Origin of the sequence: Campylobacter sp. RM9334 (genome assembly GCF_020138145.1) — a bacterium.
In the GTDB taxonomy this organism is placed as follows: Bacteria; Campylobacterota; Campylobacteria; order Campylobacterales; family Campylobacteraceae; genus Campylobacter_E.
Genome location: NZ_JACGAX010000010.1, coordinates 37,007 through 62,710, shown reverse-complemented (window position 1 = coordinate 62,710; position 25,704 = coordinate 37,007). Strand labels below are relative to the sequence as shown.

Below are 25,704 nucleotides of genomic sequence, written 5' to 3'. Positions count from 1 at the left end.
GCAAAAAGAAGGTAAAAAGCGTATGAAAGCAATAGGTAAAGTATCTTTACCACAAGAAGCATTTTTAAGTATTTTAAAGATTGATTAAAAAAGGAATTTCAAATTGAAATTCCTAAACTTTATTTAAAGTATTAGCTAGGTTTAAGCAATCTTGCAAAGTAGGATAGTCTGAAACAAAAATATTTTTTACATTATATTTTTTTAATTCATTTTCAGTGCTTTTTCCTATTGCTATTATATTTTTTGGAAAAGTTTTGAAAAAATACTTATAATCACGCACTCCTGATGGTGCTAAAAATATCAATATATCTTCATTATTTATTGACTTTATAAAAGGGTTTAAATCATTATCTAAAGGCGTATTTAATCTAGCGTTACTATATGCTATTACAGACCTTAGGCTAATATTATTTGAATCTAAAAACTCATCTAAATCACTTATAATATTTAAAGCCCTAAAATAAACACATTTTAAATTATTTAGCAGTGGCAATATCTCGTTTTTAAATTCACTTGCATGAGCTGATTTGCCTGTATAAAACACATCTAAGCCTAAACTATTTAGGTATTTCGTAGTTGCTAAACCTATACTAAAAATCTTTTTATTTTTTAGATTAATATTATTTAATACACAAGATTTAACGGCATTTTTGCTAGTAAAAATACAAGCATCAAAATCATCATTAATGCTAAAATCATTAAAAATTATTTCATTTACAAAAATACTCTTTATATTTGTTTCGTTTTTTAAACCAACTACATAAATCATTCAAAAAACACTTCTCTTTCAAGTTTGCAAAGCAATAAAGCACAGGCTAAAGCACATTGATTTTGCTTATAAATCCTATCTCCAAGTAATTCTAATCTCTCGTGCAAAATCAAGCCTGTATCACTAATAGCACATATAAAAGCTACACCGCTTTTAACACCTAAATCATCGCTATCTCCTAAAACCCCCGTGCAAGTTATAGCGTAATTTGCCTTAGTTAATTTTAATACCCCCGTAGCCATTGCTAAAGCGCAATTTTGAGAATAAACTGCTTGATTTTCTAAATGAATATCCTCTACATTTAGCCAAGCTTTTTTGCTTTTGTTTGAATATGTTATAACACTACCTTCATAAACACTACTTGAGCCATTAATTTTAGTAAAATTACTAGCTAATAATCCACCAGTGCAGCTTTCTGCAAAGCTTAATTTTTTGTTATTTTCTTTTAATTTTTTAATTATATGCTCGTATAAATTATCAGCAAAAATCACTTTTTTAGGGAATAATGATTTAACGGAATTTAAAAGCCCTATTTCATCTGAATATTCATTAGTATTTACTTTGACATATAATAAATTATCAAGTAGTGAATAAATATTAAGACTTACTCCATAAGGCTTTACGCTAGTATTTAATAATATTTCAGCACTTTCTAAATCCAAATCACTTATTAAAAAATCATAACTAAGTTTTGTATTATGCAAAATTTCAGGTAGATAAAACATACTAGCTTTTAATATATTAATCATAACCCCATTTAAATCTATTAAAACTGAATTTTTCTTATAATCTTTAGGATTTTCTACTATAAACTCATCATCAATTAAGCTCAATTCACATTCTTTTAGTGTAGCTAGGATTTTATTAATCATAGAAAAAGAATGCTCATCAGCAATTATCGTTACTAATTCATATTTTTTAACATCTATTTCTAAAAGAGTATTTAATTTAGAATCATCATCATTAAGCTTAATGATAGTATTAGCAAACAAATTCTTCTTAGCCAAACTTCTATCTACAAATTCACAAAAACTACTATTAAAACTCAAATCTTTTGTAAAATATATTAATAAATGTTTCATTTCTTATCCTTTTATTTAAAAAAGTATAGCAAAATAAGTGCATTTTAACAATCAAAAAATATTAAAGGCACATTTATGGATTATAAAGATACATTATTATTACCCAATACTACTTTTGAGATGAGAGCAAATCTTTATGAAAACGAGAAAAAAAGTTTTGAAAAATTTTCATCATTTGCATACGCACAATTAAGAGATAAAAAAGCACCTAAATTTATCCTACACGATGGCCCACCTTACGCTAACGGGCATTTACACATAGGTCATGCTTTAAATAAAATCTTAAAAGATATGATTAATAAAACTAGATATTTTCTAGCTAATAATTCAATTTCATATACTCCTGGTTGGGATTGCCATGGTTTGCCTATTGAACAACAAGTTGAAATCAAATTAAAAGATAAAAATCCAAGTATAAAAGAAATTCACGACGCTTGCACCGAACACGCAAAAGAATTCATAGGTATTCAAATGAAAGAATTTAAAGACTTAGGAATAATTGGAGATTTTGACAAGCCTTATTTGACTATGGATTTTAAATTTGAAGCAAATATTTACAAAACTCTTTTAGAAGTAGCTAAAAATGGTTTATTAATTCAAAGAAGTAAGCCAGTTTATTGGAGTTGGGCTGCTAAAAGTGCTTTAGCTGAAGCAGAAGTTGAATATGAAGATAAAGAAGATTATTCAATTTTCGTAGCATTCAAACTAAACGATGATGCAAAAGCAAAACTTAAATCTTTAGGAGCAAATGATAGTGTTTTAAACAACGCAAGAGCTGTTATTTGGACTACTACTCCTTGGACTTTACCAGCAAATAAAGCAATCGCATTAAATAAAGATGAGCTATATGTTTTAGGAGAAAATGGTCTTATCGTAGCTAAAAAAAGATTAGAAGATTTAGCAGAATTTAATATTAAACCTGTGCTTGAATTTAAAGGAGATTTTTTAGAAAATACAAACGCATTAAATCCTTTAAACAATAATCTATCTCAATTCATAACAGGAGAGCATGTTTTAATGGATGGCGGTAGTGGTTTAGTTCATACTGCACCAGGACACGGAGAAGATGATTATTATGCTTGTTTAAGATATAACATTGAAGTAGAAATGCCTGTAGGAGATGATGGTTGTTATGATGAAAATATCAAAAGATTAGTGCCAAATAAACCTGAATTATTAGGAATGCATGTATTTAAAGCAAATGAAGTAATTATTGAATTATTGGGCAAAAGTCTTTTAAAATGCTCTAAATTTATACACTCATATCCATTTTGCTGGAGAACTCATAAACCAATAATTTATAGAGCTACTAAACAATTTTTCATAGCTATGGATAAAGAATTTTACAATGGTATGACTTTAAGAGAATTAGCTCAAAAATCACTTGATGAAGTAAGTTTTTATCCAAAAGCAGGAAGAAATAGAATAGGAACTATGATTAGTAATAGACCTGATTGGTGTATTTCAAGACAACGCTCTTGGGGTGTGCCTTTAGCATTCTTTAATGATAAATCAGGGAATTTGATTATGGATTTTGAACTTTACGAACACCTTGCAAGCATATTTGAAAAAGAAGGCGTAAGAGTATGGTGGCAAAAAGATATTAAAGATTTATTACCAGCTAATTCAAAATATAAAGCAGATGAATTAGAAAAAGTTACTGATATTTTAGATGTTTGGTTTGATAGCGGCTCTACATTTAACGCTGTTTTAGCTAGTGGAAATTACGATATCAAAACAACTCAAGCTGATATGTATTTAGAAGGAAGCGACCAACATCGTGGGTGGTTTCAAAGCTCATTATTATTAAGCGTTATTTTAAACAAACAAGCACCTTATAAAGCAGTTTTAACTCACGGATTTACCGTTGATGAAAAAGGTAGAAAAATGAGTAAAAGTCTAGGCAATGTAATAGCACCAGAACAAATTGCAAAAAATTATGGCTTAGAAATCTTTAGACTTTATATAACATTATGTGATTATTCAACTGATGTTAAATTAGGCGAAAGCATATTAAAACAAACTAGCGAACAATATAGAAAAATAAGAAATACAATAAGATTTTTATTAGCAAATACTAGCGATTTAAAAGCTTATAATTATAATTTCAGTGATTTAGACAAAATGATTTTAAATAAAGCTAATAATGTGTTTGAACTTTACAAAAAATCATTCTTAGAATATGATTTCGCTAAAGGTATGAATGCACTTTGCACATTTTTAAGTGCTGATTTAAGCGGTGTTTATCTTGATATTTGTAAGGATAGCTTGTATTGTGATGCTAAAGAAGATAGCAAAAGAACAGCGTCAATTACTGCAATGGCTTTAATACTTAAAAAATTATTAGTTTTACTAGCACCTGTATTAACTCATACTACAAATGAAGCTTGCGAACACGCAAACAAATTTATATTAGGCGATATTAAGAGTATTTTTGATTTAGAAGATTTTGATTTTGCTAGTAAAATCAAACCGAGCAAAAACGATTATGAATATTTATTAAAAACTCGTGTTAAATTCTACGAGCAAATTGATATATTAAAAAAAGATAAAATAATCAAAAGCACATTAGAGCTGAATCTAGCTACTAATGATGAAGTGATATTAAATTATGAAGAAGCAGCTGATTTTTATTCATTAAGTAAAATTGAAGCTTTAAATAATAACGAAGCTTTGGCAAGTTTTGAAATTGATAATAAAACATACAAAATCATAAAATCAAATCTATGCAAATGCCCTAGATGTTGGAAATACTTAAGTCTAAACGAAGAAAGCTTATGTCCTAGATGCGAAAGGGTGTTAAAATGAGCGAACCTGTTAGCTTAGAGCTAATAGTCGGCACTATTATAGTATTAGCTATAATTAGTGCTATTGGAGTAATTTTAGTAAATAAAGGAAAGAAATGATAACTTTAGAACAAGCATTAAAATTAAGTGATAATGAATTAATAGAATTAAAAAAAGAACTAAATAAATTAGCATTAGAAAACAAACATTTAGGAGCTTATGTAGAGCAATTAATCAATACTCCTTTAGATGATGTTGATTATCTAGGAGTGCCTGTAGCTATTAAAGATAATATTCAAGTTAAGGGCTGGAGCATTACAAATGGTTCAAAAATAATGCAAGGATATTATGCACCTTATGATGCAAGTGTGATTAGCAATATGAAAAAACACAAATTCGCACCATTTGGAAGATGTAATATGGATGAGTTTGCTATGGGTAATACTACAAAAACAAGCTTTTATGGAAAAACCCTAAATCCTTTAAATAATGCTTTAGTCCCAGGTGGAAGTAGTGGTGGTAGTGCTGCTGCGGTAGGTGCAAAAATAGCTCTTGCTGCATTAGGAAGCGATACAGGTGGAAGTGTTCGCCAGCCTGCTGCATTTTGTGGTTGTGTAGGTTTTAAGCCAAGTTATGGAAGAGTTAGCAGATATGGACTTGCTAGTTATTCAAGTAGTTTAGACCAAATAGGAGTATTAACTCAAAATGTAAAAGACGCTAGTATTTTATACGATGCGATTGCAGGTCATTGTGAGTTTGATAGCACTAGTGCTGATATTCAATTTGTGCCTACATTTGATAAATTAGACGCTAATAAAAAATACAAAATTGCAATTATTAAAAATTATATAGATTCATGCTCTGATGAAATAAAAACACAAACTTATAAAGCTATAGATAAATTAAAAGCTTGTGGTCATACCATAAGTGAAGTTAGCCTTGCTGATAGTAAATACGATGTAGCTGCTTATTATATAATAGCTTGTGCTGAAGCAAGTGCTAATTTAAGCCGTTACGACGGGATTAGATATGGCAATAGAGCTAAGGAATTTAAAGATTTAAACGAGTTATATGTAAATACTAGAAGCGAAGGTTTTGGGCTTGAAGTTCAAAAAAGAATTTTATTAGGAACATTCGTGCTTTCAAGTGGTTATATTGACGCATATTATAAAAAAGCTCAATTAGTAAGAGAAGTTATCACTAGAAAATACAATGAAATTTTAAGCGATAATGATTTAATACTAATGCCTGTTGCACCAAGTCTTCCAAAATCATTTGATGCGAAGACTAGTTCTGTTGAAAGCTATTTAGAAGATATTTTCACTATTTCAGTTAATCTTGCAAAACTTGCAGGTATTAGCGTGCCTGTTGCTAAAACTGAAGATAATTTAAATGTGAGCGTTCAATTAGTAGCAAAAAGATTTGATGAGCAAAACTTATTAAATGCAGCATTAAGCTTGGAAAACGCTGTTAAATAACCTACCCTATTCTATTTTAAATTCTAAGAATTTAAAATAGATTTTAATCACTTTTAGCACTTTGCTTAATATTTATATTATGTAATTTTTATACTTTCTATCTTTTTTATCGTAAATTAACTATCTAAATAGTGATTAAATTGTAAATTAATAAAGTTTTTTGATATTTTTATTTAAGTAAATGCTATGATATGAAAAATAAAGGAATTTGAATGCTTAAAATTTGGAATGTTACTATTTTTAGTTGTGGTTTTAATTTAAGGCATTGATTGTGCTATATAGCACCATATAAATTTATTAAAAAAAGGTTAGATGATATGCAAAGAGATTACGATAAAGAGCCGGTAATTATCAAGGATATTAATACATTTTTTGATTTTTTACCTGCTTTTGTTTGTATGATAATAAGTTATATTGCGTATTTTCTAACAGATAATCCTAGCTCTTCACTTCATAGAAATGTTTTTATAATTATGCCATTTTTAGCACTACCTTACATAAGACCTTTTATAAAGTGTAAAAGAGAAATCATAATTACTAAAAATACCATTAATTATCTAAATAATGGCGAAGTGTTAGAAAGTATTGATTTAAATAAGCCTTTTAAGATATATAAAAGCTTTTCGGTAGTTCATCACAAATCACAAAAACCCCATGAAGTAATTCAAATTTTATGGATTTTTTTACTACCTGCTACTATCTTACAATACTTTATAAATTTTATTCTTAAATTATTTTATTACATATTTACGCTTAAACTAAAATACTATAAGGTAATGGATTCGGTAATTTTATTGCAAGATGAAAAGATTATAAATATATTAAGCATTGAAAAATATCACGAGCTTGAAAAGTATTTTAAAGATAATCATAATATCAATATAAAAGAGCTTAAAATTTATTTTGATAAATATGGTTATATTTATGAAAAAATTGATAGTTAAGGAGTTGATGATGACAAAAGAAGAATATTTGAATTGTATGGATAATTTTAAAAATATCTGGACTGCAATGTATGATGTTGGAGATAAGTATTTAAAAGATAAGTATGGAAAAATAGTTTTGTAATCTTCCTATGAAAAATATTTAAGGTTTTAGTATGAAAAAAACATTAGAATTCTTAAAAATACTTTTTAAGATTTTTATAATAATTGAAATAATGATTGCTATTGGCTCAGTTTTAGCAGGTGTAATTTTTAGCATTGGCTCAGATGTAAATGTAATTTATTCAATTCTTTTTTGCTTTTTAGCGATTAATAGTTTGTTTTTTGGTTTTACAGGTCAAATAATAATTTTATTTTATAAAGGACTTATACTTTATCCACTAATATATCTTAAAGTTTTTATAATTATATTTTTTATAATATTTTTCTTTAAATTAAGAAAAAGATTTAACAATAAAATAGCTTTTAAATATAGCATAATACCTATGATAATAATATTTGCTTTATATAATTATTTTTTTAGAACCATACCTGATTATTCAAGTAAAACTCATGAAAGAATAGTAACTCTAAGTGATTATAAAAAATACCAGCAAGGCTATTGCTTAAAAGAAGATAGGATATTACCTAAAGATGAGCTTTATAAAAGAGTAGTGATAAATTTCTTAAAAACAAAAAGATGGGATGAAACATATAAACACTTATCTTTTTCTCTTAATGAAGATAATGAAGATAAAATAAATTATTACATTCATAAAGATTTTAATTTAGATAATTATAAAGAGTTTTTAAAGCAACGAGCCTTAGAAAAAGAATATTTTTCTTTAGATGAACTTCAAGAAGTTGATTATTCTAAATATCTAACGATAGACGCTAAAAACAACAAAGCAGGGTTTATTAAACCTGTTATTTTGGCAAATAATTCAATAAAACAATATTATGTATATTTAGATGATAGTTTTTATTTTAAAGAAAACACAATATTTTATAAAAAAATACATTTATATACACTACAAGAACAAGAAAAAAATTTAGATAAATTGATAAAAAAGTTTAAAAACTATAAAGATGATTTTACTTACGGAATAGTGTTTGACAATTGCGGTAATTTTTAATTTCATTTATATAAAAAGGAGAAAATATGGCAAATTTTAGATTGGATTTAAATGGTAATTTTACAAATATTATCATTATACCCATGGGGACAAAAACTCTTAATAAAAATAAAATTACAAATTATAAAACTTCTAATTCATATTTTAAATTCTTGTAAAAATTATGAGAATTTGAAATAAGGATTTAAAAATATTACAAAAAGTAACAATTAATAAAAATTAATAAAGTTTTTTGATATTTTTATTTAAGTAAATGCTATGATATGAAAAATAATTAGGTGTTGAAAATGGAATTTATTTTATTGCATATTATTGTGCTTATTACATTTTTTATTGTTTTAATTAAACCAAAAGGTTTTAAAAGAAAACTAATGTGGTTTGCTATTTGGTTTTTTGCATTTTTTGGTGATATATTTATAACAAATATTGTTTTTTATTACAATGCAAATAAATATGCTACAAATACATACCTTGAGACTTTTAAAGGAAATTCGCTATATATTGGTGAATATAAGGTTAATCTTATGGATAAAGAGAGGTATAAAATAAGCGAATATTATATAGGAGGATGGATTGGCTCTATATTACCAGATTTTTATATGCGATCACTTTTGGATAATAAAATAAAATATATTGAATATAAGGAAATAAGCGACCATCCTATAAATAATGGAAAATATTTTAGATTTTATTCAAGTAATGAAGATGATAAAAATTGTATGGTTTCAAAAGATTTAGAGTATAAGCTATTGTTTACATTGGAATATGATAGAAGCGATGGAACTAAAGGTTTTATAGAGTATGAAGAATTTTTAGAACTATATAATAAATATTATAAAAAATATTTAGCAGGTAATAGTAATGTTTTTTGGGAAGATTATTTAAGAAAAAATATGTTTCATGAAAAAATTCCTACTGAAATAAAAGATTTAATAAAATATTTAATACAAAAACATAATATGCCAGAAGATAGAATAAGATATCTAATTATAGATATGATGGAAGCTTATAGAAAAAAGAGTGTCAAAATTGAAGAATTCTACAAAGGTAAATGTATAGCAAGAGTAGAGATAGATAAAAATGAATTATCAAGATATGAATATGTAAAATGCACAAATTCTGATTATGAATATATATGTGATTATCCTGATATAAAAGATAAACTTTGGACTAAATTTGAATACTTTGCTTATATAAAAGATAGGATTAATAATAAAAAAATAGCTCAGAGTATTCTTGCTTATAAAACCGGCACACCTTTTTCTTTATATACTATAATAGCTACAGCTACTTCTCCATTTTATACAAGTGGTACTCGTGCTTCAGAAACATGTAGTAAAAATATAAGTGTGCGTGGTGGCGAAGAATGCAATGATATATTTATAGACAATTTTATTAATAATAATGAGATGAAAAATAAGTAATTTTTACATATAGCAAAATAAAGCAATAAAAATATTTAAATTCTAAGAATTTAAAAATTATATTTCAACTCTAAAATACATTTACAAACCAAAAAATATTCTTAAATAATGCTATGATATGAAAAATAAAGGAGAATAAATGCTTAAAAAAATTTCTTTATTACTTATGCTAGTTTTTAGTTTAAATGCTTTTGAATTTGTTCATAAAGATAAAATACCAAAAACTCCTATATATACTTTATTTAATTTAAGCAAAAAAGGATCTAAAATTGAAATAATCTTTAAACCACAAAGAAAAGATATAGGAAAACATTTAGGGTTTTATGTTTTTTATCCTACGTATTTTTGCTATGGTAAAATAGACAGTAAGGATTATCGTATAGTTAATTTATATGACAAAAAAATAGTAGATAATATACTAGATAATCCTTATTATCCACTTGCACTTGATATTAAAATATATGAGCTTACTAAAGATGGTAATGAGATATTAGTATTTGATAAAGTCGCTACACCAAATGATGATACATACGTAATAGGTAGTTCAATTATGAATATTAAAGGTGAAGAAGTCAGAATGGTACAAAGACATTCTAGAATTTATTTTGTACCTGAGAATAAAACATATAAAGCAGTCATTACAAATCTAATAGATGATGATAATATAAGGGGTGATTTTACAAAAATCGCAATTACAGTTAATAGAAGAAAAGTTTAATAAGGAGAAAGAATGGCAAATTTTAGATTAGATTTAAATGGTAATTTTACAAATATTATCATTATACCCATGGGGACAAAAACTCTTAATAAAAATAAAATTACAAATTATAAAACTTCTAATTACTATTTTAAATTCTTGTAAAAATTATGAGAATTTGAAATAAGGATTTAAAAATATTACAAAAAGTAACAATTAATAAAAATTAATAAAGTTTTTTGATATTTTTATTTAAGTAAATGCTATGATATAAAAAACAATTAAGGTTATATTATGAAAAAAACATTAGAAATCTTAAAAATACTTTTTAAGATTTTTATAATAATTGAAATAGTGATTGCTTTTTACTCAATTTTTGCTGGTGTTATTTTTAGCATTGGCTCAGATGTAAATGTAATTTATTCAATTATTGTTTGCTTTTTTGCAGCTAATTATTTTATTTATGAAAATTTAAGTCAAATAATAATTTTATTTTATAAAGGACTTATACTTTATCCACTAATATATCTTAAAGTTTTTATAATTATATTTTTTATAATACTTTTCTTTAAATTAAGAAAGAAATTTAATAACAAACTTGCTTTTACTTATAGCATAATACCTATGATAATAATATTTGCTTTATATAATTATTTTTTTAGAACCATACCTGATTACTCAAGTAAAACTCACGAAAAAATAGTAACTCTAAGTGATTATAAAAAATATCAGCAAGGCTATTGCTTAAAAGAAGATATGATATTACCTAAAGATGAGCTTTATAAAAGAGTAGTGGTTGATGATTTTACAAAGTTATTAGTACGTAAAGATATTCTTTATAAAATGATTTATAATAGCATTACAAATCATGAATATGAGATACATAAAGATATAAATCTAGATAATTACAAAGATTACTTAAGAAAAAATATTTATTCTAAAAGATATGTTAATTACGATGAATTAGAACCGGTTGATTACACTAAATATCTAGTAGTTAAAAATAATATAGCTGGATTTACTAAACCTATTATTTTACTTGGATGGGGTGCTTCTGTTTCAATTTCAGTTTATACGGATATAGCCTTTGAATTTAAAGATAATATATATAGAACCTATAGCTTTTATCTTATTGATGAATTTGATGAGCGTGAAGATAAAGAAAAAGAGTATAAATATAGACTTAGAGTTTTTAATCATCAGCTTTTATCATACGAAGCTGATATAAAGGAAAAACGTAGTTATATACGCAAATTTGATAATTGTGGTTATTCAAACTTTGATCCAGAAAAAGAAGCAATTGAGATCTACAATGGTATTTAAAATTATAAAAAGGAGAAAGAATGGCAAATTTTAGATTAGATTTAAATGATGATTTTACAAGTGAAATATTATCATTGTATTTGTGGGGACAAAAAAGAGCTCCTAGTAAAGATGAGATTACAAATTATAAAACTTATAATTCTTATTTTAAATTCTTTAAAAAATTATGAGAATTTGAAATAAGGATTTAAAAATATTACAAAAAGTAACACAATAATTAATTTTAATAAAGTTTTTTGATATTTTTATTTAAGTAAATGCTATGATATGAAAAATAAAGGAGAGTTATGTTTAAAATATTAGCTATTTTACTAATTACAAATATTTATTCATATCAAATAAATAAGTTAAAAATAGAGCTAGATAGTATTTATAAAAGCTTTGCATATATTACAAAAGAGATAAAACAAGACCAAAATGAGTTTATAAAAATCATTAGTAATTGCAAAGATGATAATAATTGTATTATAAGTTCTTATAAAGCTAGAATAAAAGAGCTTAGCACTAGTCTTGAAAACTCAAAAACCTATCCTAAAGAACTAATAGAACATATAAAAATAATTCAAGAAAACTCAATAGAATGCAATAAAGATAACTATATGCGATATGAGCATGGACGATTTATTGATGAGCCAGAAAAATGTAGAAAATTACTAAAACTCAATAATTTTTGGCAAGATTTTTTTAGATATAAGGATATAAAAATAAAGCCAAAAATTGTAGATGCTAAGCCTTACGCAAGCCAAGAAGTAAAAGATACTCTTAAATACTGCTGGGATTTAGGGCTTGATAGAAAAGTTTATAAGTATATAAAAGATTATAGTTCAGATGATAGCAATGATAATGTCAGTTATCGTTTTATAGAAGTTGATAAAAATAATGAGCTTTATATTATAAGTAAAATTAAAGGTAAAAAATACATAGAAAAACATAAAAGTATAACTATAAGTGATGTAGTTTTAGATGATAAAAATTACTTAGCTTTATCAGGTGAAATTGGAAATATATTATTTATAGAAAAAGATTTTTGCAATCATCCTATGAAGAATAAAAATCTATTAGAACTTTTAAAAAATTCTAATAAAATGAAAATGTCAAATAAATATTACGAAGAAGCAAAAGAAACTTTTATTATAGAGTATAAGGGTAGTGATTATATTTTAAATTATCATAAATTTAATAATTTAAATCATATTAGATATGACAGTTATTATAATATAACTTTTATTGATATTTTAGATATGGTATCTAATGTAATTTATCAACCATATTCAGAAAAAACTCTTAATAGATGTAATAAATTTAAAATTTTTGGTTGTGAAACAAATCTAAAAAAGGAGAAAAAATGAGTTTAAGTGGTTTACATAGGGTAAAAAACTTTAGTAGTGAATTATATAATAATATTAAGAATAATGAAGGTTTTGATGTAAAAGTTTATCTTGATAGTAAACTTAGACCTACAATTGGTGTTGGTTATGAATTAATTTCTCATAAAAATACTTGGAGAGAACATTTTAAAACAATCAAACTTAATGTTAGCAATGAACAAGCTAATGATTTTAATAATTTAATATCTGCTTTATCTAAAATAAAGTCTAAAGATGAAGGCAAACGTATTATTGAAAAGTATTATAACAATAAAAATAGCATAAAACTAACTAACGAAAAAGAAGCAAAAGAACTTTTTTATACTATATTGCCAGATTATAAAAAAATGATTATTAAAACAAGTAATAATCCTAATCAAGGAATTAGTGAAGAAATGTATAAATATCTAAAAGATAGCAAAGAATTAATAACTCTTATTGATTTAGCGTACAATGGGGGTAAAAAATTAATAGGACCTGGTTTATCTAAAGCTATTGAAGAAGGTGATAGAGCTAGAGCTTGGTTTGAGATAAGATATAATTCTAATGGCGGGAAATCACGAAAAACTAGTGGTTATGGAATTGCACAAAGAAGAATAAGAACTTCAGATTTTTTTGGGCTTTATCCTGATGGCAATGTAGATGAAGAATATCATATGAAAGTAGTTAGAATGTATGCTGACTATAAAGATAAAATAATCGGAGAAGAAACCAGCATAGAAGAACCTAGTGAAAATGATGGTAAGAAAATAGGAGAAGCTTATCAAGGTACAAATAGTTTTAAAAGCCAAATCTCTACAACCCTTAAACATTTTACTAATGAAAATCAAATTAGTGGGGATATTATATTGCTTGATAATACCCATAATAAATTAGGTGAAAATACAAATTTAAATAAAAATGATTTGATTATCATTGATGGTGGAGAGCATAAGATTAGCGATATAAGCGGTAATGATATTTATTATGTTCGTAATGGTAAAGTTACAATAGACGATAAGGATGGCAAAGGTCAAGTAGTATTTAATGGCTCTACATTAGAAGGTGGTTCTTATGATGAAGATAGGAAAGCATATATAGATGCTAAAGATACAAGTATTACATATAAGCTTAAAGACAATAATGATTTAATAGTAACTAAAGGCGATAGTAGTATAACAATACGCAATTTTAAAAAAAGCGAAGATGGATTTTTAAATATTAATTTAAAGGATAATCCAGGCAAAGAAGTAGCTATAGTAATAGATACAACAGGTTCTATGGGAGATGATATAGCAACTTGCAAAGCAAATGCAAAGATTATAGCTAGTAATATCTTTAAAGAAAATTTTTATTCTAAAATATCAATAGTTACTTATAATGATAATGATATAAAAACAATTGGAACTTACACTGATTATCAAGGTTTTTTAGGTGGAATAAATAAAGTCCATTTACAAAATGGTGGCATAGAATACACTATGGCAGCTATCTTAGAAGGAATGAGCAATTTTAGTCCATATAATCATCTAAGCAAAGAAGTATATGTAATGACAGATGAGAGCGGAGATGATAATCATAGAAGAGATGAAGTAGAAGGTAGAGCTAAAATTTTTTATGTAGCAGGTCTAAGAAATTCAAATAATACCAATAAATACGAAGATACTTCAGTAAAAATTAATTTTATAGCTATTCGTGATGAGTTTGAGCATTTTAAAGATTTAGCTAAAAATACTAATGGAATGTATTTTAATTCAAATTCAAGTGAAGAGCTTAGCGATGCTTTATTTGAATTAAGCAATATAGGAACCTCAAGCAATGATACAATAGAAGGCAATGATAAGGATAATAGCCTTAATGGATTTGGTGGAGATGATACGCTAGTAGGTAAAGCTGGAAGCGATACTTATACATTTACTGGGCTTAATTTTGGTAACGATACCATAATAGAAAGTAATTTAAATAATATTGATAAAAATACAATTATTTTTAAAGATGTAAGCTATAAAGATGTAAGATTTAAAAAAGATTTAAATGATTTAAAAATTACACTTAATAAAGATAATAGCGTAACAATAAAAGATTTTTATAATACCAATAATGAAAGTAAAATTAGTAGCATAAGCTTTAGTGATGTTACATTAGATGAACTAGCTATCAAAAGAAGCGTAAGTATGCAAGCAAACAAAGAAGCAATAGTATTCTTAAAAGAAAAAGATTTTAGCTTTTCTAATTTTGCTACATCAACATTTGCAGTAGCCTATCAAGATAATGCAAGCAATATAAGCACATCTTATAAAGATGATGTAATAATAGGCAGTAATAAAAACGATATTATATCAACCAAATTAGGAAACGATACTTTAATCGGTGGTAAAGGAGATGATAAGTTATATGGTGGATTTGGTAATGATATATATGTTTATAGAAAAGGTGATGGAAATGATTTAATCTATGATGATGGTGGGCAAGATGCTTTAAAATTACAAAATTTAAAAGCTGATGAAATATTTTTAATAAAAGATGGTAAAGACCTGCTAATAAAGTTTAAAGATGATGATACAAATAGCATAAGAGTAGCACATCACTTTGCTTGGAAATTTGGCTATCACAATCAAATAAACACAATAGAACTTGATGATAATAAATTCATCAATACAAAAACAATAGATAAACTAATAGAGCAAACTAGTGCATTTGCTAAAAATAACGGCATAGATATTCATAATATTAATCATATAAACGATGATAGATTAAATCAAATCTATATGAGTGCTTGGAATTAAGCAAATTACCCTAAATTAATTTAGGGTAATTATTATTTAAGTATTTAAAAAATATATTAATTAGGTAAAATATGTTTAAAATTTTTAAAAAATTTGATGATGATACACACGAATTTAAACCACTTTTAGTAGAGTTAGAAGATAGACCGCAAAATCCATTAGGTAAAAGTATTTTATATATAGTTTTATTTGTAATAGTTTTTAGTATTGCTTGGCTAATACTAGCTAAGGTTGATATAGTGGTAAGTGCTAGTGGTAAAGTAGTGCCTGATGGAGAAATTAAAATAATCAAACCTTTAGAAAACGGAGTAATTTACAAAATTCTTGTAAAAGAAGGTGATAAAATAAAAGCAAATGAGCCTTTAATACTAGTTGACCCAAGTGTATCTAAAGTCAATTTAGAAAGTAAAAAAGAGAATTTAAAAGCTTTAGAAGATAGTTTAAAAAGATTAAATGCACTAAGTAACGAGAGCGAATTAAAAGATGTTAGTAATGCAGAATTAAGCCTATATCAAAACCAATTAAATAGCTTTAAAAATAGCATAAACACTTATGAATTTAAAATCAAACAAACTATTAATTCATTACAAGCCAATAAAGAAGAATTAAAAAGATTAGAAATAGAGCATAAATACACAAGCTCAAAATTAAATAGACTTAGCAAGGTAAAAGATATAATCGCTTATAAAGATTATGAAAATTTATTAAAAACAAAGCAAGATTTACAATTACAAATACTTGTAAATAAAAACAAATCTTTAGAATTAGAAAATAAATTAAACGAACTCACAAAAGAACTTGAGAGTTTTAAAGCAAATTTTATTGCTAAAAATTATGATGAACTCTTAAAAACTAAAAATGAAATAGCATTATTAAAGGCAGATATAAACGCGATAGAATTTCAAAGCCTAAGGCAAGTTATTTCATCACCAGTTGATGGATATGTAGGAAAATTATTTGTAAATACTGAAGGAAGTTCTGTATCAAGCAATGAGCAATTAATATCAATAATCCCAATTGATAAGCCACTTATAATAAAGGCAAATGTATTAAATCAAGATATAGGATATCTTAAAAAAGGGCAAAATGTAGCTATCAAAATAACCACATTTAATTTTCAAAAATACGGCAAACTAGATGGAATTTTAGAACATATTGGAAACGATGCTATAAAAGATGAAAAATTAGGAGATATTTTTGAAATTAAGGTAAAACCTTTAAAAAATCATTTGATAGTAGATGGGGAAGTAAAAGAAATAGAACCAGGAATGCAAGTAATAGCTGAAGTAAAGGTTGGCAAAAGAAGAGTAATAGAGTTTTTCATATATCCTATTATTAGATATCTTGATGAAGGGCTTAGTATTAGATGAGAATTATTTTTGTTTTTCTTATAATGCTTAGCACATCAATAGCTAAAGATTTTTACACCATACTAGACTATGCACTTAAAAATTCTCCTATCATAAATATCGCAAAAATAGATATTAAAAGCGCTAATTATAATTATGATTTTTATAAATCATATTTATATCCAGAATTATCATTTAATGCAGATTTTAAGTATTCAAATACAAAAAGTAATGATTATAAAAGAGAGCTTTTTAGCGATTATAACAATCATCAAAGCACAATATCACTTATATTAAAATATGATTTATTCAAATTTGGAAATGATTATTATAAAATCAAATCAGCCAAAGAAAATATCGCTACAAGTAATTACAATAAGTGTTATAAGGAATTGCAATTATCACTAGATTTATTAGAATACTACAAACTCGCACTATTAAGTGAAAATAAATTAAAAACATATAAAAATTTAAGCCTTGCTTATGAAAGTTTATATAAATTATCAAAAAGATTAAATAAAGTTGGAGAATTAGATTTAATCAATGTAAATTCTTATTTTTTGGACTTTAGCGATGCAAAAACACAGATTTTAAAACTAGAATTTGAATTAAGAAATTATTTATCATATATATCGTATTTATCAAATCTTAATATTGATAAAATAGATGATTTTAGTAAAATTGATGAAATTGCTTTAGACTTTTTAGAATTTGAAAAAACAAATAAATTTTTAGAATTAAATTCTAAAATAAAAAGCTCAATGTATGAACTAAAATCCCTAAATCAACGCCCTACAATAAGCCTTTATTCAAGATATGATTTTTATGATAAAACCAAAAATAATTATCAAGACCTTGCCGATAGTTCTAAAAAACACGGGTACTTAGTAGGAATTGGGATTAACTATATTATATTTGATGGATTTAAAACAAGTTCATCTAAAGAGTTAAAACAATTAGAAATAAACAAATTAAATCAAGAGCTAATACAAGCAAAGCTAGAATATGAAAAACAAATAAACGAGCTTATATTTTTTATACAAAACAAAGATGAAATAATAAAAACCTTAAAGATAATAAGCAAAGAAGCAAATACAAATGAGCTTTATATACAAAAACTACACAAAACTGGTGAAAAATCAAAATTTGAAGTCATAAATGCAAGTATAGAAAACTATAAAAAACTCCAAGATTTAAATGAATATATAATAAATGCAAATGCAAACGCTATTAAAATTAATTTAATAAATAATCAATTTAATAATTGTAAAAAAGGATATTAATATGCATACAGCCTTAGGTTGCTTATCACTTTGTGCGCAATTTGCAAATATATCAATAGATATTAATGCGATTTGTAACAAATACGCTTTAAAAGATAGCGAGCCAAGTATTTACGAACTAGCAAAAATCGCTAAAGATAATGATTTTAAAGTAAAAATCAAAAAGCTTAATTTAAAAAACCTTCATTTATATAAAGCACCTTTTATATTTTTGAAAAAAGATTTAACATATTTTGTAGTTTTAAAACTTGATTTTAATAATCAACAAGCTCTTATTTTTGATGGTGGAAAAGAAGCAAGGCAAATTAGCTATGAAGAATTACATAATTTATCAAGTGATAAAATCTTAATCCTAGCACACAAATTATTAAACGATAGTGTAAAGTTTGGCTTCTCTTGGTTTTATAAAAGAATGCTAAGTTATAAGGGTATTGTATTACAAATTTTATTAGCAAGTTTTGTTATGCAATTATTTGGCTTAGTTACACCTTTATTTACTCAAGTAGTCCTTGATAAAGTCTTGTTGCACCATAGTATAAGCACACTTAATGTAATCGCTTTTGCATTTTTTAGCGTTATTGTTTTTGAAAGTTTATTAAGCCTTAGTAGAAATTATATCTTTACTCATACTACCACAAAAATTGACGCAAAATTAGGCAGTGAGTTATTTACACATTTATTATTGTTACCTATGGTGTATTTTGAGAATAGAAAAGTAGGCAACATAGCAGCTAGAATAAGAGAGCTTGATAATATAAGAGATTTTATAGCCAACAAATCAGTAAGCGTGATTTTAGATTTGTTATTTAGTATAGTTTTTATTTTGATGATGCTTTTATATAGCGTGAAGCTAACATTTGTTTCATTAGCTTTTGTGATTTGTATTGCTTTGATTTATTTTTTTATAACGCCTATTTTAAGAGCAAGGCTTGAAGATAAATTCCAAATGGGAGCAGCATCTAATTCATATCTAGTAGAAAGCATAACAGGAATGCAAACCATAAAATCCCTAGCCATTGAAGGTAGTATGAAAAAATACTGGGAAGATTATTTAGCAAAATATTTAAAATCATCTTTTAATTTAAGTAATCTAAGCAATATCGCAAGCACTTTTGCTAATTCTTTACAAAAGCTTATGACATTAGCAATTTTGTATTTTGGAGTAGGATTAGTAATTGACGGGAGTTTAAGTGTAGGACAATTAATAGCCTTTCAGATGTTTGCCAATCAATTTAGCGCCCCTATTATGCGACTTGTAAGCTTGTGGAATGAATTACAACAAGCTATTTTAAGCGTAGATAGATTAGGAGATATTTTAAATACACCGCAAGAGCAAACTACAAATAAACCTATATCGCTAAATCAAGTATCAGGTAATATAAAATTTAATAATGTAAGCTTTAAATATAGCCCAAATTCTAACTATGTCTTAAATAATCTAAGCTTTAACCTACAAGCAAATAAAAGCATAGGAATAGTAGGACGCAGTGGCAGTGGTAAAAGCACCATAACAAAACTCATAGAAAGACTTTATATCCCCAACGAAGGCTCTATTTATATAGATGGAATAGATTTAAGACATTTAAATCCTTATGTTTTAAGGAGTAATTTAGGCGTAGTTTTACAAGAAAATTATTTATTTAGCGGTAGTATCAAAGAAAACATAAGCCTATCAAAGCCAAGTGCATCAATGCAAGAAATAATAAATGTATGCAAAATAGCAGGAGCACACGATTTCATAAGCGAACTTAGTGCAGGTTATGATACTTTAGTAGGAGAAAGAGGCTCTGCATTAAGCGGCGGTCAAAGACAAAGAATAGCAATAGCAAGAGCCTTGCTACATAATCCAAGGGTTTTGATATTTGATGAGGCTACTTCGGCACTTGATTATGAAAGCGAGAAAATCATCACATCAAATCTATCACTAATCAAACAAAACAAAACATTTATAATAATAGCACATAGATTAAGCACGGTTAAAGATTGTGATGAGATATTAGTCCTTGATAAGGGTAATTTGGTTGAGTGTGGAAATCATACAAAACTAATGGAGCTTAATGGATACTACGCACATTTATACAAACAGCAAAATCTATAAACCTAAAACTATAAATAATTTAATAAATATTATTTATAGTTTTAAAAGAATTTGAATTAGGGATTTGAAATTAAATTAAAAAATATTTTTTAGTATTATTTATTACGAAAAGTAACATAATTTTAATAATTATTTTTAAATTTTATGAATTTTTATTGTTTATTTGCTATAATTAATCTTATTAAAAACAAAGGATAAATTTGAATATAGATAATTTAAAAGATTATAAAATAAAAAACGATTATTTATATAACTTAGAGCTTATTAGATTGTTTAATGAGATTTTTTCAATTTTTCTTACACTTATTTCATGTTATTTTGTAATAGATATTATCAATGAATTAAATAGTAAACCCGAAAAAACAATGACTGACATACGAAGAATTCAAAAAGGTTGGAGTGGTATTATTGATGGTATTTTTTTTGTTGCATTCTTTTTAAAACTTAGACAAATAAAAAGACTTAGATTTGTTAAAAATAATGATTTTTATATTAGCGTAGATAATGAAAAGATATATTTTGATACTTATGAGATAGATGAAGCAGGTGTTTTTGGTATAGCAAAGAGCTATAAGAAAGTAACTGCAACGATAAATAAAAGCGATATAGTTTTTAGATTACAAACCAAGCGACCTGCTTTAGCTTATTCGTATATATTCAATAAAGACGCTTATAACACTAAAGAAACAGAAAATCAAAGTTTAAATTATAGATTAGACTACCCTATAGCTAGAATAATTTTCTTTCCTATAATTATGTTTTTTGTAATATTGGATATTTTATCAAGCTATTTAGCACTATTTTTCTTAAATGGTAAAAACTTAAAAACTTACACAATATATCAAACTAAAACCAAGCTAGTTTCATTGCCTTTTGTTGATGATTTATCAGTTTATTTTTTATACACAGAGTTTAGACAAAAGTATTCTGCAATTAGCAAAGGTGGATTTGAAATGGAATTTAGAGAAGAAGAAGCACAACCACTAGGCGAAAAATACATAGCAAAACAACAAAAGAAAATTGAAAAGATTTTAAACAAGAAAAAGGAGACATTATGACCGAGAAAAATAAAGAAACTTTAGATTTTATAAATGATGTTTTTGCAAAAATTCAATTTGTAGAAAAATCAATGGCAAAATATCTTGGGGTTAAGAATACAATATTTTTTGATATTAAAACTCAAACATTTTCTATATATATAAAATATTTACAAAATAAAGATAAAGATAATACAGCTTTAAGGTTGGCAGGCAATATTTTTGGCAGTATAATTGATGAAGTTATACTCAATAAATCTAAAAATATATTAGTATTCTTAAACAAACTAGGGGTTGTAGAAAATGAAAGGATTGAAGCTATTATCAATTTTAAAGCTTCTGATTATTTTGGAGAAACTTTTCCTGAAGCTGCTGAATTCTATGGAAGAATATTGAATGATAAAGAGTTTGCAAAAGAAATGTTTGAAAATGCCAAGTCAGTTTTAGATTTTGATTTGATAAAGGATTATTATTCTAATGTAACTTTTGATAAATTTTGTAGTGATGTTATAGATTTACTTAGACCAAAAGAAGATGTGAAAAAAGGTAAACCTGTATTAGAAGCAGAAGTTAAAGATAATAATATAATTATTAAAGCAGATAATATTAATGATGGGATTGATTTTGCAAATAATTCTAAATTTAATAATTATGATATCGCATTAAGTGATTATAATAATTCAGTTCAAATTGAAAAAAACAATAATTTTGTCACAATAAACACCAATAATAATTCTACTTTATCTGATGAAGATTTATTTGATTTAGCACTATTTAGTGGAGTAAATAAGGCTAGTATCAATAATGTTAAATATGATATAAAACAATTAGATAATGATACTTTAAAAGATATTATAGATTATATACCTAGTAAATCGTTTGTGCTAACTAATATTAAGATATTAGTAGGAGAAGAGATTTTATTAGGAGATAATAAAAAATATGTAGTAAAACAAGGCGATACAATCATAGATATTGCAAAAGCAAACAAAATGAGTGTTAAATCTTTAATCAAACTAAATCCAAATTTAATAGAACAAGGAAGAGTTAAATTTTTAGAAGATAAAGTATTGGTTGAAGCAAACGGAGATTTGGCAAAAATATTTGATTATAAAGATTTTGTATCAAGAACCTTTAAAGATACATTTAAAGGGGATTATAGTGATGATTTTAAAAATAGTTTATATAAAAATAAAACTTTAAACATTTTCTATAATCCAATGGCTAAAGTTATAAAATACGACCCGCTAGTCCTAGACCTAAACAACAACGGCAGAATAGATACAATCACTCTTAATAATTCTAAGGCATTTTTTGACCACAATAGTGACAACATAGCTTATAAATCATCTTGGATTAGTAAAGATGATGGATTATTAGTATTAGATAAAAACAATAATAATCTAATAGATAATGGTAATGAATTATTTGGAAACTTTACTGAAATTCCAAGTAGTGATTTTAAAGCTTTAGATACTAACAATAATCAAACCTTAAATCCTACTCAAACCACACTTGCTCTAAACGGCTTTGAAGCCTTAAAGCTTTTAGATAGTAATGAAGATGGAGTAATTGATATAAATGATAAAGAGTTTAACAATCTTAAAATTTGGCAAGACTTAAACGAAGATGGCATAACGCAAATAAACGAACTAAAGTCTTTAAAAGATTTAAACATAACTAGCATAAATCTAAACTATAAAGATACAAATCAAAATCTTGATAATGATAACACCATCACTCAAACAGCTACCTTTATCAAGGATGATAAAGAAAGCTTATTGGCTGATATTAATTTTAGCGTTAGTAGTATAGAAAGAGTATTTAAAGACAAGATAAAATATTCAGAAGAAGAATTAAATCTAGCAAATCTTAAAGGCTATGGAGTATTAAGAGATTTAAGGGATGCTGCTTGTTTAGATACTAAATTAAAAGCATTGCTTAAAGATTATTCATCTACAAACAGCAAAGAAGAGCAATTAAACAAGCTTGATAGTCTAATTTATGCTTGGGCTAATACTAATAAAGCTTTAAACAAAGACTTTAACCTATCTAAAACCAAAGAATTTGATAGCAATAATCCTAGCAATACTGATAGCATAAGGGATTTATGGCTTACGCCATCACAAGCTAGAGAATATGCTAATTTTACTATTAGTGAAAGTTTAAAAAATGAGTTTAATGAGCTTAAGCAAAAAATATCAATTATTAATTCATTTTTAGGCGTTAATAATCAAGATTTTTATATAGCTAGTTTAAATGAGTTTAACGAGCTTAGAAATAGCTTTAATAATACTTATGATAGTTTAAGAACTTATGTTTATAAGGGATTGTTATTTCAAACAAGATTAAAAGAATACTATGATGAAATAAGCATTACTAGCTACGAAAACAATGGCTCGTATGAGCTTAAATTAGATTTTTCTAAAAGTATAGAAAAATTTAAGGCTATTAATGAAACAAATCCTAAAAAAGCTTTCGTTGATTTAGCTGAGTTTATAACAAGCTTTAAAGATATAAATTCTTTAAATGATTGTGTAATATTGCTAGGTGATTTTATAAAAACAATGAATAATTATACTTTAAGTGATTATTTAAAACTTTTAGATGAAGATACTATAAATGCACTATCAACTCAAACAGGAACAAGTGGTAATGATACATTAGTAGGGACAAATTTATTAAATGGTAAAGATACTTTATATGGACTTGATGGTGATGATACCTTAATCGGTGGAATTGGTGATGATACTTTAGTAGGTGGAGCAGGCAATGATACTTATGTTTTTGATAAAGATTTCGGGCACGATACTATCATAAACTATAAATCAAATCTAAATGATATAGATTGTATTAAATTTAACGATGCAAACATAAATGCCAATAATTTAAAATATGTAAGAAATTATGATGATTTAATGCTGATTAAAGATGATAATAATAGCATTAGAGTTAAAGACTTTTTTGCATATGAAGATTTAAGAAATACTATTGATGAAATCAAATTCGCTAATAATACAAGCATAAATAAGGATGAGATAATTAATAGAGTTTATACACCTACAAATGGTGATGATAACTTTACAATGTTTTTTACAAATAAAGATTATGTAATAACTATGCTAGATGGCAACGATACCATAATCACACATAATGGAGATGATATTATTGATGGTGGAGATGGAGATGACATCATAAGAAGTGGAGCAGGAGCAGACATCATAAATGGTGGCAATGGTAATGATGATATTTATGCAGGAGATGGTGATGATATCATTATAGGCGGAGCAGGAGATGATATCTTGCAAGGCGGTATGGGGAATGATAAGTATATTTATAAAGGAGTTTGGGGAAAAGATACAATAATTAATCTTAGAAATGATAATGCTTATGATGAAATAATCCTAGATGTTAGCTCATCATTTGTAAAAATTACTAGAAATAATGATGATTTAATAATAAACAAGCTAAAAAGTGCTGGTTGGTTTAGAAAAGTGGTTGATGAAAGTTCATCTATAAAAGTTGTAGATTTTTTCAAAAAAGATTATGATATATCTGCTTTAGTATTACAAGATAAGACTTTAAGTGCTAATGATTTAAGACAAATGGTATTAACTCCTACTTGGGGCAATGATACTTTAATTGGAAGTGAATATAGCGATAAAATATATGGCTTATTTGGTAATGATACTTTAATTGGTGGTAAAGGAGATGATTATTTAGACGGCGGTGCTGGAAATGATACATATATCTTTAATAGAAATGATGGGAATGATTATATAAAAGATGCCTTAGGATATGATACTATTAAATTTAATGATATTAGCTTTAGTGAAGTTGTGCTTAAAAAAGATGTAGATAATCTAATCATCAAATATAACAATAATAAAGATAGTGTTACTATATTAGGTAATTTTGGGATAGGATTTAATAAGATTGAAAAATTTGTTTTTAGTGATAAAACTTTATGCTATGATGAGTTTATAAATACAGCCGCAAAAGAATTACCAAGCTATGAGGATTTGGTAAATAAAGTGATTAAACCTGATTTATCATCTTATTTAAAAAATACAGAAAGACTAATACAAGATACGAATGCTTACTCGCCTAATTCATCTGGATTTATTACATATACAGATGATAAAAACAACAATATTCAAGTATATTTATAAACTAAATCCAAATTC

At 25.8% G+C, this 25,704-nt stretch carries 20 protein-coding genes; 18 read left to right on the top strand and 2 right to left on the bottom strand.

Features of this window, described 5'->3' with window-relative positions:
* Positions 1–88 (top strand): hypothetical protein (locus AVBRAN9334_RS10215; RefSeq protein ID WP_442862419.1); only part of this gene is annotated, 88 nt, incomplete at its 5' end.
* Positions 89–112: 24 nt separating this feature from the next.
* On the opposite strand, the gene AVBRAN9334_RS05730 is transcribed toward AVBRAN9334_RS10215, so the two are convergent.
* Together AVBRAN9334_RS05730 and AVBRAN9334_RS05725 are read right to left on the bottom strand one after the other, a co-directional pair.
* The gene (locus AVBRAN9334_RS05730) at positions 113–769 is read right to left on the bottom strand and encodes a uroporphyrinogen-III synthase (protein ID WP_336607245.1); all 657 of its coding nucleotides are present in this window, start codon (positions 767–769) and stop codon (positions 113–115) included.
* Positions 766–1,851, bottom strand: a complete 1,086-nt coding sequence (locus AVBRAN9334_RS05725; RefSeq protein WP_214117704.1) for a CinA family protein — start codon at positions 1,849–1,851, stop codon at positions 766–768. The genes AVBRAN9334_RS05730 and AVBRAN9334_RS05725 overlap by 4 nt, the downstream gene beginning before the upstream one ends.
* Positions 1,852–1,926: 75 nt before the next feature.
* Here AVBRAN9334_RS05725 and ileS point away from each other — a divergent pair, with 75 nt between their 5' ends.
* The 17 genes from ileS to AVBRAN9334_RS05640 all read left to right on the top strand — a co-directional run bounded on the left by ileS (position 1,927) and on the right by AVBRAN9334_RS05640 (position 25,689).
* Positions 1,927–4,659 (top strand): isoleucine--tRNA ligase, encoded by a 2,733-nt coding sequence (gene ileS, locus AVBRAN9334_RS05720; protein WP_336607244.1) that lies wholly within the window; start codon positions 1,927–1,929, stop codon positions 4,657–4,659.
* Positions 4,660–4,753: 94 nt separating this feature from the next.
* Positions 4,754–6,115: an Asp-tRNA(Asn)/Glu-tRNA(Gln) amidotransferase subunit GatA gene (gene gatA, locus AVBRAN9334_RS05715; RefSeq protein ID WP_214117706.1), complete on the top strand. Its 1,362-nt coding sequence runs from the start codon at positions 4,754–4,756 to the stop codon at positions 6,113–6,115.
* 317 nt (positions 6,116–6,432) lie between these two features.
* Entirely contained in the window at positions 6,433–7,059 is a 627-nt protein-coding gene (locus tag AVBRAN9334_RS05710) for a hypothetical protein (RefSeq protein ID WP_214150346.1), read from the top strand.
* 155 nt (positions 7,060–7,214) lie between these two features.
* Positions 7,215–8,174: a hypothetical protein gene (locus AVBRAN9334_RS05705; protein ID WP_336607243.1), complete on the top strand. Its 960-nt coding sequence runs from the start codon at positions 7,215–7,217 to the stop codon at positions 8,172–8,174.
* A 26-nt stretch (positions 8,175–8,200) separates the two neighbouring features.
* Complete coding sequence (locus AVBRAN9334_RS05700) at positions 8,201–8,332, top strand: hypothetical protein (protein ID WP_336607242.1); 132 nt, start codon at positions 8,201–8,203, stop codon at positions 8,330–8,332.
* A gap of 129 nt (positions 8,333–8,461) precedes the next feature.
* Positions 8,462–9,598: a hypothetical protein gene (locus AVBRAN9334_RS05695; RefSeq protein WP_336607241.1), complete on the top strand. Its 1,137-nt coding sequence runs from the start codon at positions 8,462–8,464 to the stop codon at positions 9,596–9,598.
* A 139-nt stretch (positions 9,599–9,737) separates the two neighbouring features.
* Positions 9,738–10,316 carry a hypothetical protein gene (locus AVBRAN9334_RS05690; protein WP_336607240.1) on the top strand — a complete coding sequence of 193 codons (579 nt, stop codon included), beginning with the start codon at positions 9,738–9,740 and terminating at the stop codon, positions 10,314–10,316.
* A gap of 12 nt (positions 10,317–10,328) precedes the next feature.
* Entirely contained in the window at positions 10,329–10,460 is a 132-nt protein-coding gene (locus AVBRAN9334_RS05685) for a hypothetical protein (protein ID WP_284467021.1), read from the top strand.
* Between the two features lie 129 nt (positions 10,461–10,589).
* Positions 10,590–11,618: a hypothetical protein gene (locus AVBRAN9334_RS05680; protein WP_336607239.1), complete on the top strand. Its 1,029-nt coding sequence runs from the start codon at positions 10,590–10,592 to the stop codon at positions 11,616–11,618.
* Between the two features lie 20 nt (positions 11,619–11,638).
* Positions 11,639–11,788, top strand: a complete 150-nt coding sequence (locus AVBRAN9334_RS05675; RefSeq protein WP_214117709.1) for a hypothetical protein — start codon at positions 11,639–11,641, stop codon at positions 11,786–11,788.
* Between the two features lie 117 nt (positions 11,789–11,905).
* Complete coding sequence (locus tag AVBRAN9334_RS05670; protein ID WP_214117710.1) at positions 11,906–12,967, top strand: hypothetical protein; 1,062 nt, start codon at positions 11,906–11,908, stop codon at positions 12,965–12,967.
* The gene (locus AVBRAN9334_RS05665; RefSeq protein ID WP_336607238.1) at positions 12,964–15,750 is read left to right on the top strand and encodes a hypothetical protein; all 2,787 of its coding nucleotides are present in this window, start codon (positions 12,964–12,966) and stop codon (positions 15,748–15,750) included. The genes AVBRAN9334_RS05670 and AVBRAN9334_RS05665 overlap by 4 nt, the downstream gene beginning before the upstream one ends.
* 71 nt (positions 15,751–15,821) lie before the next feature.
* Positions 15,822–17,120: an HlyD family type I secretion periplasmic adaptor subunit gene (locus AVBRAN9334_RS05660; protein WP_214150390.1), complete on the top strand. Its 1,299-nt coding sequence runs from the start codon at positions 15,822–15,824 to the stop codon at positions 17,118–17,120.
* On the top strand, positions 17,117–18,382 hold the full coding sequence (locus AVBRAN9334_RS05655) for a TolC family protein (RefSeq protein WP_239803651.1): 1,266 nt from the start codon (positions 17,117–17,119) through the stop codon (positions 18,380–18,382). Before AVBRAN9334_RS05660 ends, AVBRAN9334_RS05655 begins: the two co-directional genes overlap by 4 nt.
* Position 18,383: 1 nt before the next feature.
* The gene (locus tag AVBRAN9334_RS05650; protein ID WP_214150388.1) at positions 18,384–20,480 is read left to right on the top strand and encodes a peptidase domain-containing ABC transporter; all 2,097 of its coding nucleotides are present in this window, start codon (positions 18,384–18,386) and stop codon (positions 20,478–20,480) included.
* Between the two features lie 200 nt (positions 20,481–20,680).
* Positions 20,681–21,538 carry a hypothetical protein gene (locus AVBRAN9334_RS05645; protein WP_336607237.1) on the top strand — a complete coding sequence of 286 codons (858 nt, stop codon included), beginning with the start codon at positions 20,681–20,683 and terminating at the stop codon, positions 21,536–21,538.
* Positions 21,535–25,689, top strand: a complete 4,155-nt coding sequence (locus AVBRAN9334_RS05640) for a calcium-binding protein (RefSeq protein WP_336607236.1) — start codon at positions 21,535–21,537, stop codon at positions 25,687–25,689. The genes AVBRAN9334_RS05645 and AVBRAN9334_RS05640 overlap by 4 nt, the downstream gene beginning before the upstream one ends.
* Positions 25,690–25,704: the final 15 nt, after the last annotated feature.